12 protein-coding genes are annotated in these 16,543 nt (G+C 61.4%); 2 read left to right on the top strand and 10 right to left on the bottom strand.

What is annotated here, in order from left to right; all coding sequences use genetic code 11:
* Positions 1-15 precede the first annotated feature (15 nt).
* The 5 genes from BLU71_RS19560 to BLU71_RS19540 form a co-directional block, all read right to left on the bottom strand.
* On the bottom strand, positions 16-2,442 hold the full coding sequence (locus tag BLU71_RS19560) for a TonB-dependent siderophore receptor (protein WP_083353711.1): 2,427 nt from the start codon (positions 2,440-2,442) through the stop codon (positions 16-18).
* Positions 2,443-2,651: 209 nt separating this feature from the next.
* A complete protein-coding gene (locus BLU71_RS19555; RefSeq protein WP_064365300.1) occupies positions 2,652-3,623 on the bottom strand; it encodes a FecR domain-containing protein in 972 nt (323 codons plus the stop codon).
* Positions 3,620-4,096 (bottom strand): RNA polymerase sigma factor, encoded by a 477-nt coding sequence (locus tag BLU71_RS19550; protein ID WP_231982541.1) that lies wholly within the window; start codon positions 4,094-4,096, stop codon positions 3,620-3,622. Before BLU71_RS19550 ends, BLU71_RS19555 begins: the two co-directional genes overlap by 4 nt.
* Positions 4,097-4,428: 332 nt before the next feature.
* Positions 4,429-5,136, bottom strand: a complete 708-nt coding sequence (locus BLU71_RS19545; RefSeq protein ID WP_083353710.1) for a PolC-type DNA polymerase III — start codon at positions 5,134-5,136, stop codon at positions 4,429-4,431.
* Positions 5,133-7,067, bottom strand: coding sequence for a putative nucleotidyltransferase substrate binding domain-containing protein (locus BLU71_RS19540; RefSeq protein ID WP_317615022.1), 1,935 nt, complete (start codon positions 7,065-7,067; stop codon positions 5,133-5,135). The genes BLU71_RS19545 and BLU71_RS19540 overlap by 4 nt, the downstream gene beginning before the upstream one ends.
* A 255-nt stretch (positions 7,068-7,322) precedes the next feature.
* Here BLU71_RS19540 and BLU71_RS19535 point away from each other — a divergent pair, with 255 nt between their 5' ends.
* On the top strand, positions 7,323-7,769 hold the full coding sequence (locus tag BLU71_RS19535; RefSeq protein WP_064365296.1) for a response regulator: 447 nt from the start codon (positions 7,323-7,325) through the stop codon (positions 7,767-7,769).
* Between the two features lie 282 nt (positions 7,770-8,051).
* On the opposite strand, the gene BLU71_RS19530 is transcribed toward BLU71_RS19535, so the two are convergent.
* On the bottom strand, positions 8,052-10,229 hold the full coding sequence (locus tag BLU71_RS19530; RefSeq protein WP_083353709.1) for a malate synthase G: 2,178 nt from the start codon (positions 10,227-10,229) through the stop codon (positions 8,052-8,054).
* A gap of 481 nt (positions 10,230-10,710) precedes the next feature.
* Here BLU71_RS19530 and BLU71_RS19525 point away from each other — a divergent pair, with 481 nt between their 5' ends.
* Positions 10,711-11,229: a glycine cleavage system protein R gene (locus BLU71_RS19525; protein WP_016772854.1), complete on the top strand. Its 519-nt coding sequence runs from the start codon at positions 10,711-10,713 to the stop codon at positions 11,227-11,229.
* 223 nt (positions 11,230-11,452) lie between these two features.
* On the opposite strand, the gene rarD is transcribed toward BLU71_RS19525, so the two are convergent.
* The 4 genes from rarD to BLU71_RS19505 all read right to left on the bottom strand — a co-directional run bounded on the left by rarD (position 11,453) and on the right by BLU71_RS19505 (position 16,410).
* The gene (gene rarD / locus BLU71_RS19520; protein WP_041476730.1) at positions 11,453-12,340 is read right to left on the bottom strand and encodes an EamA family transporter RarD; all 888 of its coding nucleotides are present in this window, start codon (positions 12,338-12,340) and stop codon (positions 11,453-11,455) included.
* 193 nt (positions 12,341-12,533) lie between these two features.
* Positions 12,534-13,508, bottom strand: coding sequence for a serine/threonine protein kinase (locus BLU71_RS19515; RefSeq protein WP_083353708.1), 975 nt, complete (start codon positions 13,506-13,508; stop codon positions 12,534-12,536).
* A gap of 164 nt (positions 13,509-13,672) precedes the next feature.
* On the bottom strand, positions 13,673-15,574 hold the full coding sequence (locus BLU71_RS19510; RefSeq protein ID WP_042606667.1) for a PhoX family protein: 1,902 nt from the start codon (positions 15,572-15,574) through the stop codon (positions 13,673-13,675).
* Between the two features lie 71 nt (positions 15,575-15,645).
* Positions 15,646-16,410, bottom strand: coding sequence for a TOBE domain-containing protein (locus tag BLU71_RS19505; protein WP_064365292.1), 765 nt, complete (start codon positions 16,408-16,410; stop codon positions 15,646-15,648).
* Positions 16,411-16,543 lie beyond the last annotated feature (133 nt).

Here is a 16,543-nt window from a genome sequence, read left to right as displayed (position 1 = left end):
TTTCAGCTCACCGGCTTACCACTTGTAAGTGGCGCTGGCGACGACGCTGCGCTGGTCGCCGTAGTAGCAGTAGAAGCTGTCGCAGGTGGAAATGTAGTCCTTGTCGAACAGGTTGGTCGCGTTCACTGCCAGCGACGCACCTCTGAGGCTGTTGTCCAGACGGCCCAGATCATAATGCACGCTGGCGTCGAACACGGTATAGGCATCGGCCTTGCCCAGCCAGGTGTTGGCCTTGTCGCCGTAAGTGTTGCCGGTGTAACGCACGCCGGCACCCACACCGAAACCGTCAAGCACGCCGCTGTGCCAGGTGTAGTCGGTCCACAGCGAGGCTTGCTGGTTGGGCATCAGTTGCAGGCGGTTGCCCTTGTCGACGCCTTTCTGCACTTCGGACTTGGCCAGGGTGTAGGCGGCGATGACCTTGAGGTTATCGGTCACATCTGACACGGCTTCGAGTTCCAGACCTTTGACCTTCACTTCACCCGTTTGACTGGTCACCGAGACGTTGTTGACGAAGGTGCTCACCGCGACATTCTTCTGGGTCAGGTCATACACGGCGGCGGTCAGCAGGGTCTTGCTGCCCGGCGGCTGGTATTTGATGCCCAGTTCCCACTGCTTGCCTTCGGTCGGCTTGAGCGAGCCGGTTGAGGTGACATCGGCGCCCGTGGTCGGCTGGAAGGATTCGGCGTAGGACAGGTACGGCACGAAGCCGTTGTCGAAGACGTAGCTGAGCGCCGCATTGCCGCTGAATTTTTTGTCGCGCTGGGTATTGGTCGCATCGCTCTGGTTGATGAACTTGGTGCTGGTGTGCACCCAGTCTTCACGACCGCCGAGAGTCAGACGCCACTGATCTAGGGCCATCTGATCCTGCACGTAGAGGCCGGTCTGGTAGGTCTTCTGGTTGTAATCGTAAAACGCGGTGGAACGCGCTGGACGTATGATCGGCTGGCCGTAGATTGGCGTAATCACGTTGGTCGGCAGGCCATCACCGAAAATCGAGGTGTAGTTGGTGTTGTTGCGCTGGTGATCCAGACCCAGCAGCAAGGTGTGGCGGATATCACCGGTGGCGAAGTCGGCCTGGAAGTTGTTGTCCACGGCAAACTGGCTGATGTCTTCATCGACGCTGGTGCTGGTGCGGCCGACGTTGCCCTGTTCATCCACGGTGGTGAACGGGTAGGAGCCGGGCGTCAGCGACTGGAACGACAGGTCCGACTTGGTATAGCGCAGGTTCTGCTTGAACTGCCAGACATCGTTCAGCCGATGTTCGAAGGCGTAGCCCAGCGCATAGTAGGTGCGGTCGTAGTATTCCCAATCCGGATCGCCGAGATTCTTGTGATGGGAAATGTCGCCGAACGGCGAATTGATCTTCGTGCCCTGGATCGGCAGAAACTGGCTGGTGATGCCCGTGTCGTCACGGGTGAACTGGCTCAGCAGGGTGAATCGGGTGTCGTCGTCGATGTTCCAGGTCAGGCTCGGCGCAATGTTGTAGCGCTTGTTGTCGACGTGGTCGACCTGCGTGCCGCTGTCGCGCACCACGCCGCTGAGGCCGTAGAGAAACTGCCCGGCGTCGTCGATTTTGCCGGTGCTGGCGAAGTTGATCTGGCGATGGTTGTCGCTGCCGTATTGCAGCTGGACTTCACTGCTGGCCTCGGCACTCGGGCGGCGGCTGACCATGTCGAGCAAACCGCCCGGCGGGGTCTGGCCGTACACCGACGAGGCCGGGCCACGAAGCAGGGCGAGGCGGTCGAGGTTCCAGGTTTCCTGTTTCGGGTTGGCGTACACGCCTTTTGGCAGCGGCAGGCCATCAAGGAACTGGGTCGGTTCAAAGCCGCGTACGCGCAGCCAGTCGGCGCGGGTGTCGCTGCCGTAGCTGCTGGCGGTGATGCCAGGCATGTAGCGCACCGCGTCATCGAGGCTGTGCACGCTGCGATCGTCCATCTGCTGACGGGTCGCCACCGAGATCGAACGCGGTGCTTCGACCAGTGCGGTGTCGGTCTTGGTGCCGGCGGCGGTGCGGGTCGCGGTGTAGCCTTCGACCGGGCCCCAGGCACTTTCGAGATTTTCCACGCCGATGACCGAGGTTTCCGGCAGGGCCAGCGTGCCTTCAGGCACTGCCACCAGGGTGTAGGTGCCGGCGCTGCTTTGCTCCAGTTGCAGACCGCTGCCGCGCAGAGCCGCGCGCAGGGCGCCGGCGGCGTCGTACTGGCCGTTGACCGGCGCCGAGGTCATGCCGGCTGCCAGTGCCGGATCGAGCGACAGGGCGAGGCCGCCCTGGCTGGCGATCTGGTTCAGCGTGGTCGACAGCGGCGCCGCCGGCAGGTTGTAGGCGCGCACGCTGGACGTTTGCTCAGCGGCGAGCAACGCAGTGCTGATCAGCGGCGTGCCGAAAGCGATGGCAAAAGCCAGCAGACTGGGGCGCAACAAGGTGTCTGGCGAACGGGACATACGGCGGCTCCTGAATGGAAATATTTCTCAATTGCCTGTGTGCCGGATGAAAATCGAAAAGTGATAGGGCGGGATGAAAATTCTTTTTTTGCTGGAAATGGTGTTGGGGCTGATGCCGTCATCGCGAGCAGGCTCACTCCTACAAGGGAACGCATTCCAATTGTAGGAGTGAGCCTGCTCGCGATAGCCCTTTCACAGACGGCGAATTTTTAAGGTTTAACCTCAGCCTTCGCCACGGTGACCCAATACGGCGTATGCCGCTCGATCTGCACCGGCAGGGTCGGCAGCAATGCATTCAGCGCCTTGTCGGTGTCGTGCAACGGAAAGCTGCCGGTAATGCGCAGATCGGCCACCTCCGGCGCCACGCCGAGATGCCCGCGGCGGTAGCGCCCCAGCTCATGCACCAGATCGCCCAGTCGCGCGTTGTCCACCACCAGCATGCCGCGCGTCCAGGCATCGGCGCCGGGGGCGAGGGCGGCAATCGAGCTCAGCCCGTCACTGCGCAGCAGCACCTGCTGGCCCTCGCGCAGAATCTGTTCTTGCGGGTTCGCCTGGGCATGGGCCGCGACCGCCGACTGCAATACGCTCAGGCGCGTGCCGTCATCCTCGCGCTTGACCAGAAACCGCGTGCCCAGCGCGCGCATGCTGCCTTCGCGGGTTTCGACGATAAAGGGCCGCGCATCGCCATGCCCGGTTTCGACGAGGATTTCGCCTTCCTGCAGCACGATCAAACGGCGCTGGTCATCGAAGCGTACGTCGACCGCGCTGTGAGTATTGAGGTTAAGCAGGGTGCCGTCGGACAGGCGCACGGTGCGCTGTTCGCCGGTGGCGGTGCGCTGATCGGCGAGCCAGTAATCGAGCGGCAGATAGCGCTCACTCACGAACAGACCCAGACCGATCACCGCCACGACACTGGCCAGCCCGCTGCCGAGTTTGCGCACGCGCCGGCGAATGCCTTCGCGCGATTGCAGCAACGCACTGCGCGCCGGGCCCTTGGCGACGCTGAAACGCTGATCGAGCATGCCCAACTGGCGCCAGGCGCGGGCGTGTTCTTCATGGGCCGCGTGCCATTTGGCGAACTCCTCGCGTTCCAGCGCGGTGCTCGAATCGAGGGTCAATTGCCAGGCAATCGCCGCGTCCAGCACATGGGCCGGCACCGGGCGCGAACTGGCCGCGGTCATGTCGGCTCACCGTAAAGAGCGATGTAGCACTGGCGCAGGCCTTGGGCCAGATACTGCCGCACGCGCGGCACCGAGACGCCGAGTTTGCCTGCGATCTCGGCGTGGCTGAGGCCGTCGAGGCGGTTATACAGAAACGCTGCGCGCGCCTTGGTCGACAGCTTGCCGAGCAGGCGATCGATGGCCTTGAGGTCGTCGAGGATCATTTGCTGTTCTTCCACCGATGGCTGTTCGCCCTCGGGGATCAGCATCAGTTCGGTGAGATAGGCCTGTTCCAGCGCGGCGCGGCGGAAGTAGTCGAACAACAGGCCTTTGGCGATCGCCACCAGAAACGCTCGCGGCTCGCGCGGCGTCAGTAATTCGCCGCGGTTGAGCAGGCGTACAAAAGTGTCCTGACTCAAGTCTTCGGCGCGCTGCGGACACGCCACATTGCGCCGCAACCACGCCAGCAGCCAACCGCGATGGTCGCGATACATCGCACCGACGAGCTCACTGTGGGGGTTGGGCACTGACGACACCGGACATCACCGATTGGGAAATGTTAACTAACGAGAATAGTTCGCGATTCTGGCAGAGGTGGGAATGGTTAGCAATTGGCCACTGGTCAGGTGGTGAATCAAGGGCAGACCCTCACCCTAGCCCTCTCCCGGAGGGAGAGGGGACTGATTGGGGGATATTCTGGAGGTACACCGACCTGAGCGATCTTCAGTGAATCCATAATCGACTCGATTTCTTAGGTAAATGAAAAGCCCGAGACACTTCGGTCGGCTCCCTCTCCCTCTGGGAGAGGGCTGGGGTGAGGGTGCTTCTAAAAAGAAGGCGCCTGCTGCCTTCGCTTCCACTGACTCAACCGCTGTTGCAGATTCAATGGACTGTATATCTGCTGCGCCCGCGCCCTGCTGAACAGAATCAATGCCAGTTCCGCCGTGGCCAGCGCATCCGCACTCGCGTTATGCCGTTCGAACACTTCAAGCCGGAACCACTCGATCCACTCATCCAGCCCCGCCTCGCGAATCTGCGCCTGCGGACACAGCAGCGGGGCGAGATCCGCCACATCCAGAAACACATGTTGCAGCTTGTGCCCCAGATGCTCCTTGAGCGCACGCCCGAGCATGTGCTGATCGAACGGCGCATGAAACGCCAGCACCGGGCTGTCGCCGACAAATTCCAGCAACTCCAGCAACGCTTCGGCCGGGTCGCTGCCTGCGGCGATCGCATTTGGCCCGAGGCCATGAATCAGCACGCTGGGGCTGAGCTTCAATTCCCGACATTGCAGGGTCCTTTCGTACTGCTGGCGGAAATCGATTGCGCCATCCTCGATTGCCACGGCGCCGATCGACAACACCCGGTCCTTGTTGAGGTTGAGGCCGGTGGTTTCCAGGTCCAGCACCACCCAGCGCTGCTCGCGCAGGCTGCATTCGCTCAGCTCGGTGATGCTCGGCAATTGCGCCAGTCGCTGCGCAAACGCGGCCGGCACTACGGGACTGGCCGGGCGCAGCCAGGAAAACAGGCTCATAGCTGATACCGCAAGGTCAGGCTGCTTTGCAGTCGCTGCGCCTGCCGCAGGGATTCGCGCAGGATGCGTCGGTCGAGGTGATTGAGGCTGTCGGGATCGACGCGGTTGGAGTACGGCTGGTTCTCCCGGGTCTGGAGCTGGTGCTGCTGCATCCGCGTTTGCTGAATGAAGTGATAGGCCTCTTCATACGCCGCGCCGTCGAGCGGTTCGATGACTTGTTTATCGACCAATTGGCGGAAGCGTTCGAGGGTGTTGTTGGCGTCGATGCCGTTGGCCAGCGCCAGCAGACGGGCGCCGTCGACGAATGGCGTCAGGCCCTGGATTTTCAGATCCAGCGTAGCCTTCTCGCCGTTCTTGCGTGCCAGCACAAATTCCCGGAAACGCCCAACGGGAGGGCGATTACGCAACGCGTTCTCGGCCAGCATGCGCTGGAACAAACGGTTGTCACCGACCTGATCGAGAATGCCCCGGCGCAATTGCTCGCAGCCTTGCTCATCGCCCCAGACCACCCGCAGGTCGAAATAAATGCTCGAGCCGAGCAGATTCTCCGGCGTGGCTTCGCGGATGAACGCCGCAAAGCGTCGCGCCCACTCGGCCCGCGACAGACACAGCTCGGGATTGCCGGCCATGATGTTGCCCTTGCATAGAGTGAAGCCACACTGCGCCAGGATCTGATTGATCTGCTGGGCGATCGGCAGCAGCTTGCCGCGAATTTCCGCCGCGTGCGCCGCATCGCGAGCGTCGAAGAGAATGCCGTTGTCCTGATCGGTGTGCAGCGTCTGCTCGCGCCGGCCTTCGCTGCCGAAACACAGCCAACTGAACGGCACGCCGGGGTCGCCTTTCTCGGCCAGGGTCAGTTCGATGACCCGGCACACCGTGTGATCGTTGAGCAACGTAATGATGTGGGTGATCTGCGTCGACGACGCGCCGTGAGCGAGCATGCGTTCGACCAGTTGACCGATCTCGCCGCGCAGGGTCACCAGTTGCTCGACTCGCTGAGCACTGCGGATGGTTCGCGCAAGGTGCACCAGATCGACCCGTTGCAGGGAGAACAGATCACGCTCGGAAACCACCCCGCACAGGCGCTGATCCTTGACCAGACACACATGCGCGATATGCCGCTCGGTCATGGCGATCGCCGCATCGAATGCGCTGTGATCCGGCGACAGATAAAACGGCGATCGGGTCATGTGCTGTTCGATGGCGTCGCTGAAATCGCCGACACCTTCGGCCACCACATGGCGCAAATCGCGCAGGGTAAAAATCCCCAGCGGCACCTTCTGTTCATCCACCGCGACGATGCTGCCGACCTGTTGCTCGTGCATCAGCTTCACCGCTTCACGCAGTGGCGTATCGGCGCTGCAGGTCACCGGATGACGCATCGCCAGTTCACCGAGGCGGGTGTTCAGCGAGTACTGGGTGCCGAGGGTCTCCACGGCTTTTTGCTGGACTTGCTGGTTGACCTGATCGAGCAGGCTGCTGACTCCGCGCAGGGCGAAGTCGCGGAAGGTGCTGGAGAGGGCGAACAGTTTGATGAACGCCAGTTTGTTCAGTTGCAGGCAAAAGGTGTCTTCGCCCGCCAGATGTTCGGTGCGGGTGGCGCGCTCACCGAGCAGCGCAGCCAGCGGAAAGCATTCGCCGGTGGTGATTTCGAACGTGGTTTCTGTGCCGGGCCTGGTGATGTGCTGGCGTTCGCCGACCACCCGACCCTGTTTGACGATATGAAAGTGTTCGACCGGGCCGTCGGCCGGTTTGATGATGCTCTCGCCCTGGGCAAAAAAACGCAGCTGACATTGCTCCACCAGATAGGCGAGGTGGGCGTGTTCCATCTGATTGAAGGGCGGGAAGCGCTGAAGGAATTGCAGGGTGCCCTGAATATTCTGCAAAACCGCGGTTTTCCCTGCCTGGGTGAAGGCGTCCGCTTTGCTCATAACCATTACCGCAGTCTTTTTCGAATTGTTGTTGTCGGATCGTTGCGGCCATGGTCGACCCCGACGGGCAGGGTGCCCATTGGACGTAAGTCTAGGTTTTGCCACCATCGGCCGATTTTCGGAAATAACCTACGCAAAAGCTCGGAAAAGCTCGTCGTAGCCCCTTGGAAAAAAATCCGACGAAGTGCACATTGAAGCGCTGTCCGGCGATGTCTGACGACTTGCCAGGGATTGATTGAACATTTAGAGAGCGCCATGTCCGACCACGATATTTTGAGCGACGCCGAGCGTGAAGCGCTCAGCGCAGTGATGCTCGAACCCGATCTGCCGCCGCAGCGTGTCCTGATCGTCGACGACGACAAGGATGCCCGCGAGCTGTTGTCGGAGATCCTCGCGCTCGATGGCATTCATTGCATGACCGCAGCCAGCGGTGAGACCGCGCTGAAAATGCTTGAGCAAAAGCCCTCGATCGGGCTGGTGATTACCGATCTGCGCATGGGCAATGTCGATGGCCTCGACCTGATCCGCCAAGTGCGCGAATCGGTGCGCGCGGCGATGCCGATCATCATTGTCTCCGGCGATGCCGACGTGAAAGACGCGATCGAGGCGATGCATCTGAGCGTGGTGGATTTTCTGCTCAAGCCGATTGATACGGGGAAGTTGCTTGGGCTGGTCAAACACGAATTGGGCATTGAGCCCTAGAAGCCCCTCACCCTGGCCCTCTCCCAGAGGGAGAGGGGACCGATTGTGGAGAATTCGAGGCTTTCATTGACCTGAACGTCCACAACCGAATGCATAATCGACATCGATCTTTCAGGTCGATGCATGGCGCAAGACGACTCGGTCGGCTCCCTCTCCCTCTGGGAGAGGGCTGGGGTGAGGGTTTCGATCTCGCCGTCTACGCCAAGCCGACGCCGAGCACATAAACAAAAAAGGCCCTGATCTCTCGATCAGGGCCTTTTTCATTTCAACCATCAACCCAAGTTACAGACCATTCCTGGCCTTGAACTCGCGACGACGACGGTGCAGCACCGGCTCGGTGTAGCCATTGGGCTGTTTGGTGCCTTCGATCACCAGTTCGACCGCCGCCTGGAAGGCGATGTTGCTGTCGAAGTCCGGTGCCAGCGGGCGATACAGCGGGTCGTTGGCGTTCTGGCGGTCGACCACCGGCGCCATCCGCTTGAGGCTTTCCATCACTTGCTCTCGGGTGACGATACCGTGGCGCAGCCAGTTGGCGATGTGCTGGCTGGAGATACGCAGCGTTGCACGGTCTTCCATCAGGCCGACGTCGTTGATGTCCGGCACTTTCGAACAGCCGACACCCTGGTCGATCCAGCGCACCACGTAACCGAGAATGCCCTGGGCGTTGTTGTCCAGTTCGTTCTTGATCTGCTCCGGCGTCCAGCTCGGGTTGACCGCCAGCGGGATGGTCAGAATGTCGTCCACCGAGGCGCGGGCACGTTTGGCCAGTTCGGCCTGACGCGCAAACACGTCGACCTTGTGGTAGTGCAGCGCGTGCAGCGCAGCGGCGGTCGGCGACGGCACCCAGGCAGTGTTGGCGCCGGCCAGCGGGTGAGCGATTTTCTGTTCGAGCATCGCGGCCATCAGATCCGGCATCGCCCACATGCCCTTACCGATTTGCGCACGACCTTGCAGGCCGGTGCTCAGACCGATATCGACGTTCCAGTTTTCGTAGGCGCCGATCCACTTCTCGGCCTTCATGTCAGCCTTGCGCACCACCGGGCCGGCTTCCATGGAGGTGTGGATTTCGTCGCCGGTGCGGTCGAGGAAACCGGTGTTGATAAACACCACGCGCTCGCTGGCGGCCTTGATGCAAGCCTTGAGGTTGACCGTGGTGCGGCGCTCCTCGTCCATGATCCCGACTTTCAGGGTGTTGCGCGGCAGGCGCAGGACATCTTCGATACGCCCGAACAGCTCGTTGGTGAACGCCGCTTCTTCCGGGCCGTGCATCTTCGGTTTGACGATGTACACCGAACCGGTGCGGGTGTTGCGCCGCGAAGTGTTGCCATTGAGGTTGTGCATCGCCGCCAGGCAAGTCACCAGACCGTCGAGGATACCTTCCGGTACTTCGTTGCCTTGACTGTCGAGGATCGCGTCGATGGTCATCAGGTGACCGACGTTGCGCACGAACAACAGCGAACGGCCGTGCAGCGTCACTTCACCGCCATTCGGCGCGGTGTAGGTGCGATCCGGGTTCATGGTGCGGGTGAAGGTCTGGCCGCCCTTGGCGACTTCTTCCGCCAGGTCGCCCTTCATCAGGCCGAGCCAGTTGCGGTAGATCACCACTTTGTCGTCGGCATCAACGGCGGCCACGGAGTCTTCGCAGTCCATGATCGTGGTCAGCGCCGCTTCCATGAGGATGTCTTTGACGCCGGCGGCGTCGGTCTGGCCCACCGGGGTGCTGGCGTCGATCTGGATTTCGAAATGCAGGCCGTTGTGCTTGAGCAGCACCGCGATCGGCGCGTTGGCGTCGCCCTGGAAGCCGATCAGTTGAGCATCATCGCGCAGGCCGCTGTTGCTGCCGCCCTTCAGCGTCACGACGAGTTTGCCGTCAGCGATCTTGTAGCCAGTCGAATCGACGTGGGAGCCAGCGGCCAGGGGTGCGGCTTCGTCGAGGAAGGCGCGGGCGAAGGCGATGACTTTGTCGCCACGCACCTTGTTGTAGCCTTTGCCTTTTTCCGCGCCGCCGTCTTCGCTGATCGCGTCGGTGCCGTAGAGGGCGTCGTACAGCGAACCCCAGCGGGCATTCGAGGCGTTGAGGGCGAAGCGCGCATTCATCACCGGCACGACCAGTTGCGGTCCGGCGGTACGGGCGATTTCATCATCGACGTTTTGCGTCGTGGCCTGGAAATCAGCCGCTTCTGGCAGCAGATAACCGATCTCTTGCAGGAAAGCTTTGTAGGCCACGGCGTCGTGCGCCTGGCCGGCATGCTGCTGATGCCAGGCATCGATGCGCGCCTGGAAGTCATCGCGTTTGGCGAGTAGGGCTTTGTTCTTCGGCGCCAGGTCGTGAATGACCTTGTCGGCACCTTCCCAGAATTGTTCGGCGGTGAGGCCGGTACCGGGAATGGCTTCGTTGTTCACGAAGTCGAACAGGACTTTGGCGACCTGCAGGCCACCGACTTGAACGTGTTCAGTCATTGCTTGCCTCACTCTGCTCAGCTATTTCGCTTTTCAGCTCGTCAATTTAACAATGAAGCTTCTGGCCATTTAAACCACAAACCTGCCGACCAGTACATGCCATTGCTGGCGGCTGGGCTAGGACCAATCAACGGCTTGGAGGCCTTGCTGACGGGGCTTTCAGGGTTGCGAAGGGCCTTGGGCAGACATCGATCCAGCGTTATGTAGTGCGCGCTGCGGCATACTACATGATGAGTTGCGCTTGTGAAAATCAGACTAATTACGTCGTTCTGCGACCTCATGACGCATTGCGGTCACGTCGCGGAACGGGATGTTCTCAAAAAAGCATTGGATTGTTCCAGCTAAATATCGAAAGTTGTACACATAAGTGCTGCTCAGGCTGCCTCGCCACAGATTCTGTGCAGCGGTTGGCCCATCCAAACCAATCCTCTTGCCTATACTTGCCCTTCGATAACAAAAGTCATGACAAGAGGGCTGCGCCATGGACCATCTCGTACTCACCGTTTTCGCTCCGGACAAGCCCGGGCAGGTCGAGCGCATCGCCCAATGCATCGCCGAGCACGGCGGCAACTGGCTGGAAAGCCGTATGTCACGGATGGCCGGGCAGTTCGCCGGGATCCTGCGCGTGGGCGTGCCGGCGGAGGCTTACGACGAATTGGTCGATGCCTTGCAAGCGTTGTCGGCACATGGCATTCGTGTGTTGATTGCCGAAAGCGGTGTCGAGCAGTCCTGCACGTGGAAACCGATCGCCATGGAACTGGTCGGTAATGATCGCCCGGGTATTGTCCGCGATATCACCCGGCTGTTGAGCGAGCAGGGCGTGAATCTGGAACGGCTGGTGACGGAGGTGCGCCCGGCGCCAATGAGCAGCGAGCCGCTGTTTCACGCCGAGGCGATTCTGGCGGTGCCGCTGACCCTGTCGCTGGATGTGTTGCAGGCGCGCCTGGAAACCCTGGCTGACGATCTGATGGTCGAATTGGTGTTACGCACAGAGGTTTAAGCGCTGCGAAGGTTATTCAGGTTTAACGTGCACCTGCCTGTGGATAACCTGTAGAGACAGACCGCCACGCCACGCCGGCCGTGACTTTGCGCCCGTTGATCAAAAAAACGCCAACATTCAGTGACTTGCGCACAAACGGCGGGGATCACGCTGTGGATAAGCTTGGGAAGGAACGATGCAGGCCACGGTAACCGTGGCCTGTGGAGGTTTGTGCGTTTTTTGATCAGGCGCGCCGGCGCAGACTTATCCACGCATCAACGCTATAAACCGCCAGACCGGCCCAGATAAACATGAACGCGACCAGCGTGCTGGACGACAAATGCTCGCCAAACAGCAGCACAGCTTGCAGCAGCACCAGGGTCGGCGCGATGTATTGCAGGAAGCCAATGGTGGTGTAGGGCAGATGGCGGGTGGCGGCGTTGAAACATACCAGCGGTACCAGCGTGACCGGGCCGGCGGCCACCAGCCACCACGCCTCGGACGTAGTCCAGAAGGCAGGCTGCACGCTAGTCGCCGTCTGGTTGAACAGCAACCAGGCAATCGCGATCGGCACCAGCATCCAGGTTTCCACGACCAACCCCGGCAACGCCTTGACCGGCGCCTGTTTACGGATCAAGCCGTAAAAACCGAAGGTCAGCGCCAGTGCCAGCGACACCCACGGCAGACTGCCCACCTGCCATACCTGCTGCGCAACACCGATGGCAGCCAGCCCGACCGCGACCCACTGCATGCGCCGCAGCCGCTCACCGAGAATCACCATGCCCAGCAGCACGTTGACCAGCGGATTGATGTAGTAACCCAGACTCGCCTCAAGCATGCGGCCGTTGTTCACCGACCAGACGTAGGTCAGCCAGTTGGCCGCGATCAGCGTGCCGCTCAAGGCCAGAATGGCCAGGCGCTTGGGGTTGTCGAGCAGCTCGCGCAGCCAGCCCGGGTGTTTCCACACCATCAGCAGCAACGCACCGAACAACGCCGACCACAGCACCCGATGGATGATGATCTCGACGGCCGGGACTTCGGCGATGGCTTTGAAATAGATCGGGAACAGGCCCCAGATGATGTAGGCGCTCAGGCCCAGAATGTACCCGCGACGCGGGTTGGCGGCTTGCATGCAGAATCCTTGCTCAGGCAACTGACAAAGAGGGGATTGTAAGGAGATTTGTCTGCAAGTGAGTTGTGAATTTGTGAACACCGGACAAATGTAGGAGTGAGCCTGCTCGCGATAGCGAACGGACATTCAACATTGATGTTGGCTGACCCGACGCTATCGCGAGCAGGCTCACTCCTACAGGGGGCGGGGTGAATCAGAAAAGTTTCAGCGGCTCTTCATTGAGCGCCGACAACTGTTCACGCAAGGCCAGCACCTGGTCGCCCCAATACCGCTCCGTGCCAAACCACGGAAAGCTGTGCGGGAACGCCGGGTCGTCCCAGCGCCGGCCCAGCCAGGCGCTGTAGTGCATCAGGCGCAGGGCGCGCAGCGGTTCGATCAGTGCCAGTTCGCGCGGGTCGAAATCGTGGAATTCGTTGTAGCCGTCCATCAATTCCGACAACTGCCCCAGGCACTCCTGGCGATCGCCGGCGAGCATCATCCAGATGTCCTGCACCGCCGGGCCCATGCGGCAGTCGTCGAGGTCGACGATGTGGAACATCTCGTCGCGGCACATCATGTTGCCGGGGTGACAATCGCCGTGCATGCGAATGTTCTGATGCGGCGTGGCGGCGTAGACATCTTCCACGCGTTTGAGCAGGTCGCGGGCAACCGACTCGTACGCCGGCAGCAAACTTTTGGGGATGAAGTTGCCTTCGAGCAGGGTGTTCAGCGAAGCATGGCCGAAGTTCTCCACGGCGAGGGCTTCGCGGTGCTTGAACGGTTTGGTGCCGCCCACCGCATGCATGCGCCCGAGCAACTGGCCGAGGCGATACAGCTGATCAAGGTTGCCCGGCTCCGGCGCGCGCCCACCCCGGCGCGGAAACAGGGTGAAGCGGAAACCGGCGTGCTCATGCAGGGTTTCGCCGTTATGGATCAGCGGCGCCACCACAGGGATGTCGATGTCGGCCAGTTCGAAGGTGAACTGGTGTTCCTCGAGGATGGCCTCGTTGGTCCAGCGCTGCGGACGGTAGAACTTGGCGATCAGCGGCTCGGAGTCTTCGATACCGACCTGATAGACACGGTTTTCGTAGCTGTTGAGCGCCAGAATGCGCGCGTCACTGAGGAAACCGATGCTTTCAACGGCATCCAGAACAAGATCGGGGGTGAGGGTTTCAAACGGGTGGGCCATGCTGACTCCTGCGCGCAGCAGGCTGCTGCGTCCGGCTCGGCATGGTAGCGCAGATGGCGGCGCGAAGGTGGTTGGTGTCTGGTCTGGCCTATTCGCGAGCAGGCTCGCTCCCACATTGAAATGCGATCCTCTGTGGGAGCGAGCCTGCTCGCGAAAGCGGTTTATCAGGCGCCGACGATCCCGCCATCCTCGCGGGTAATTGCCATCACCGAAGACCGCGGCTTGCCATTGGGCAGGTGCTCCGGGAAGGTCGAACCGCCGTTCTCGCCCGGATGCTGAATCCCGACAAACAGGGTTTTCTGATCCGGCGAGAAGCTGATCCCGGTCACTTCGCAACCCACCGGCCCGACCATGAAACGGCGAATCTCACCGGTCGCAGGGTCGGCGCAGAGCATTTGGTTGTTGCCCATCCCGGCGAAGTCGCCGGCATTGCTCGAATCGCCGTCGGTGAGAATCCACAGGCGTCCGGCCTTGTCGAAACCCAGGCCGTCGGGGCTGTTGAACATGTTCTGCGGGGTGATGTTGGATGAGCCACCCTTGGGGGTTCCGGCATGCACGCCCGGGTTGCCGGCGACCACGAACAGATCCCAGGCGAACGTCTTGGAGGCGTGATCGTCGCGGTGGGTGCGCCAGCGCAGAATCTGCCCATAGACGTTCTTCTCGCGCGGGTTCGGCCCGCCCACCGGTTGCCCGTCTTCGCCGCGCTTGGCGTTGTTGGTCAGGGTGCAATAAACCTGGCCATCCTTGGGGCTGACGACGATCCACTCCGGACGGTCCATGCGTGTTGCGCCAACCACGCTGGCGGCGAGGCGCGCGTGGATCAGCACTTCGGCCTGATCGGCAAACCCGCTGCTGGCGTCGATGCCGTTCTTGCCGTGGGTCAGTTCGATCCACTGGCCCTGGCCTTTGGGGTGGTCAGGGTTACCGTCACCGGCATCGAACTTCGCCACGTACAAGGTGCCGTGGTCGAGGATGTTGCGGTTGGCCTTCTGATTGCGGTGGTTGATGCGGTCGCGGCTGACGAATTTGTAGATGAACTCGCCACGCTCGTCGTCGCCCATGTACACCACAGCGCGACCGTCATCGGTCTCGGCCAGGGCGGCGTTTTCATGTTTGAAGCGGCCCAGCGCGGTGCGTTTGACCGGGGTCGATTGCGGGTCGAACGGATCGATCTCGACCACCCAGCCGTGGCGGTTGAGTTCGTTCGGGTTCTTGGCCATGTCGAAGCGCGGGTCGTGGGGGTGCCAGTTGATGTCTTTGCTGCTGGCAACGACGCCGTAGCGCTTCTGCGCGGCATCGAACTGTTGCTGGGCGTTGCTGCTGCCGAAGCAGTCGGTGAAGTTTTCCTCGCAGGTCAGATAGGTGCCCCACGGCGTCTTGCCGTTGGCGCAGTTCTGGAACGTGCCGAGAACTTTCTTGCCGTGCTTGTCGGCGGCGGTTTTCATCAAGTCGTGGCCGCGGGCCGGACCACTGATGCGCAGCGGTGAGTTACCGTGGATGCGCCGGTTGTAGCGCGAGCCCTGGACGAACTGCCACTGGCCGTTCCTGCGCTGCACTTCGATCACCGACACACCTTCACAGGCCAGCGCCTTGCGCACGTCTTCGGCCGACTGCGGCATGCCGCCGTGGGGATACAGATAGCGGTAGTTGGTGTATTCGTTGTTGATCGCCATCAACGCGCGATTCTTGTCGTCGGGGAAGGCGAACAGGCTCATGCCGTCGTTGTTGTCGCCGAACTGCACTTCCTGTGCGGCGGCGGTGCCATTGCCGCTCGGATCGAAGGCCGGACCATTCTTGTGCAGCGGCTGGCCCCAACTGATCAGCACCGAGGACTTGTAACCCTTGGGCAGGCTGATGGCGTCGGTGGTCGCGGCCGGAATGCTCTCGAAACCGAGCAGACGGCTGTTGCCGGCGCTGACGCTGGCGGCCATGACGCTGCGGGTCAACAGGTTGCCGCCAAGGAACATCGCCGCGCCGCACAACGCACCGGCGCTGATGAAACCGCGACGGCTGAGGCCGACCATTTTTTCCAGATCAGTGGATTGGTTTTCTTCTAATAGGCTCACATCAGGCTCCCTGCTTGGTTTATGGCCAACACCTTAATGCGGGTCGATGACGCTTTCGTTGCAGAGGCGAATCAGAGCGGCGTGCCGATCAGCACGTTGGACGGCGCGCATTGCACCTGCACCGGAGCGCCGACGCCCAGGCACTGGCGGCGCAGGTACAACGGCTCGGCCAAGGCGCAGAGGGTGTGGCCGTTGGGCAGGGAAATCCGTACTTCGCTGGGACCGTCCTCGGCGTCGAGGATCGCTTCGATGGTGCCGCGCAGGACATTGTGTCCGGGCGTTGCCGACTGATCGTCGCCGAGCAATTCAAGCCAGCCAGCCTTGATCAGCGCCATCACTTCGCTGCCGATCTGCAATTCCAGATGCACGGTGCTGTCGTGGGTGATCTGCGCTTCCAGACAAATACCTTCGGCCAGTTCCAGCCGGATCAAATCATTGCGACCTTGCGCCTCAATTGCGATGACGGTGCCATGCAGCTGATTGCGCGCGCTGGTCCTGAGCATCAGCCTGCCGAGCAGATCGAGATCGCTGACGTCTTCCGCCGCTTCCAGCACCTGCGCCTGCAAGGCCTGCAATTTCTGATACAGACGCAGGACCCGTTCGCCCTCGCTGGACAGTCGGGCGCCACCACCACCCTTGCCGCCTACCACGCGCTCGACCAAGGGTTTCTGCGCGAGATTGTTCAGCTCATCGATCGCATCCCACGCCGCCTTGTAACTGAGCCCTGCGCTCTTCGCCGCTCGGGTGATCGAGCCCTGCTCGGCGATGTGTTGCAGCAGGGCGATGCGTTGCGGACGGCGAACGATGTGTTGGGAGAGCAGGGAGGGCAGGGACATGGCATAACGCTTCTGGCTCGGGCGATGAAATGGACGTTGGCCACTTGCAACGCATGAGTCAAGCCAAACACACAACCTGTAGGAGTGAGCCTGCTCGCGATAGCGGTGGACCAGCCAGCATCAATGTTGAATG

Source organism: Pseudomonas moraviensis (assembly GCF_900105805.1).
Taxonomy (GTDB): domain Bacteria; phylum Pseudomonadota; class Gammaproteobacteria; order Pseudomonadales; family Pseudomonadaceae; genus Aquipseudomonas; species Aquipseudomonas moraviensis_A.
Note: the sequence above shows the minus strand (reverse complement) of the source record. Positions and strands in the feature narration are given on the sequence as shown.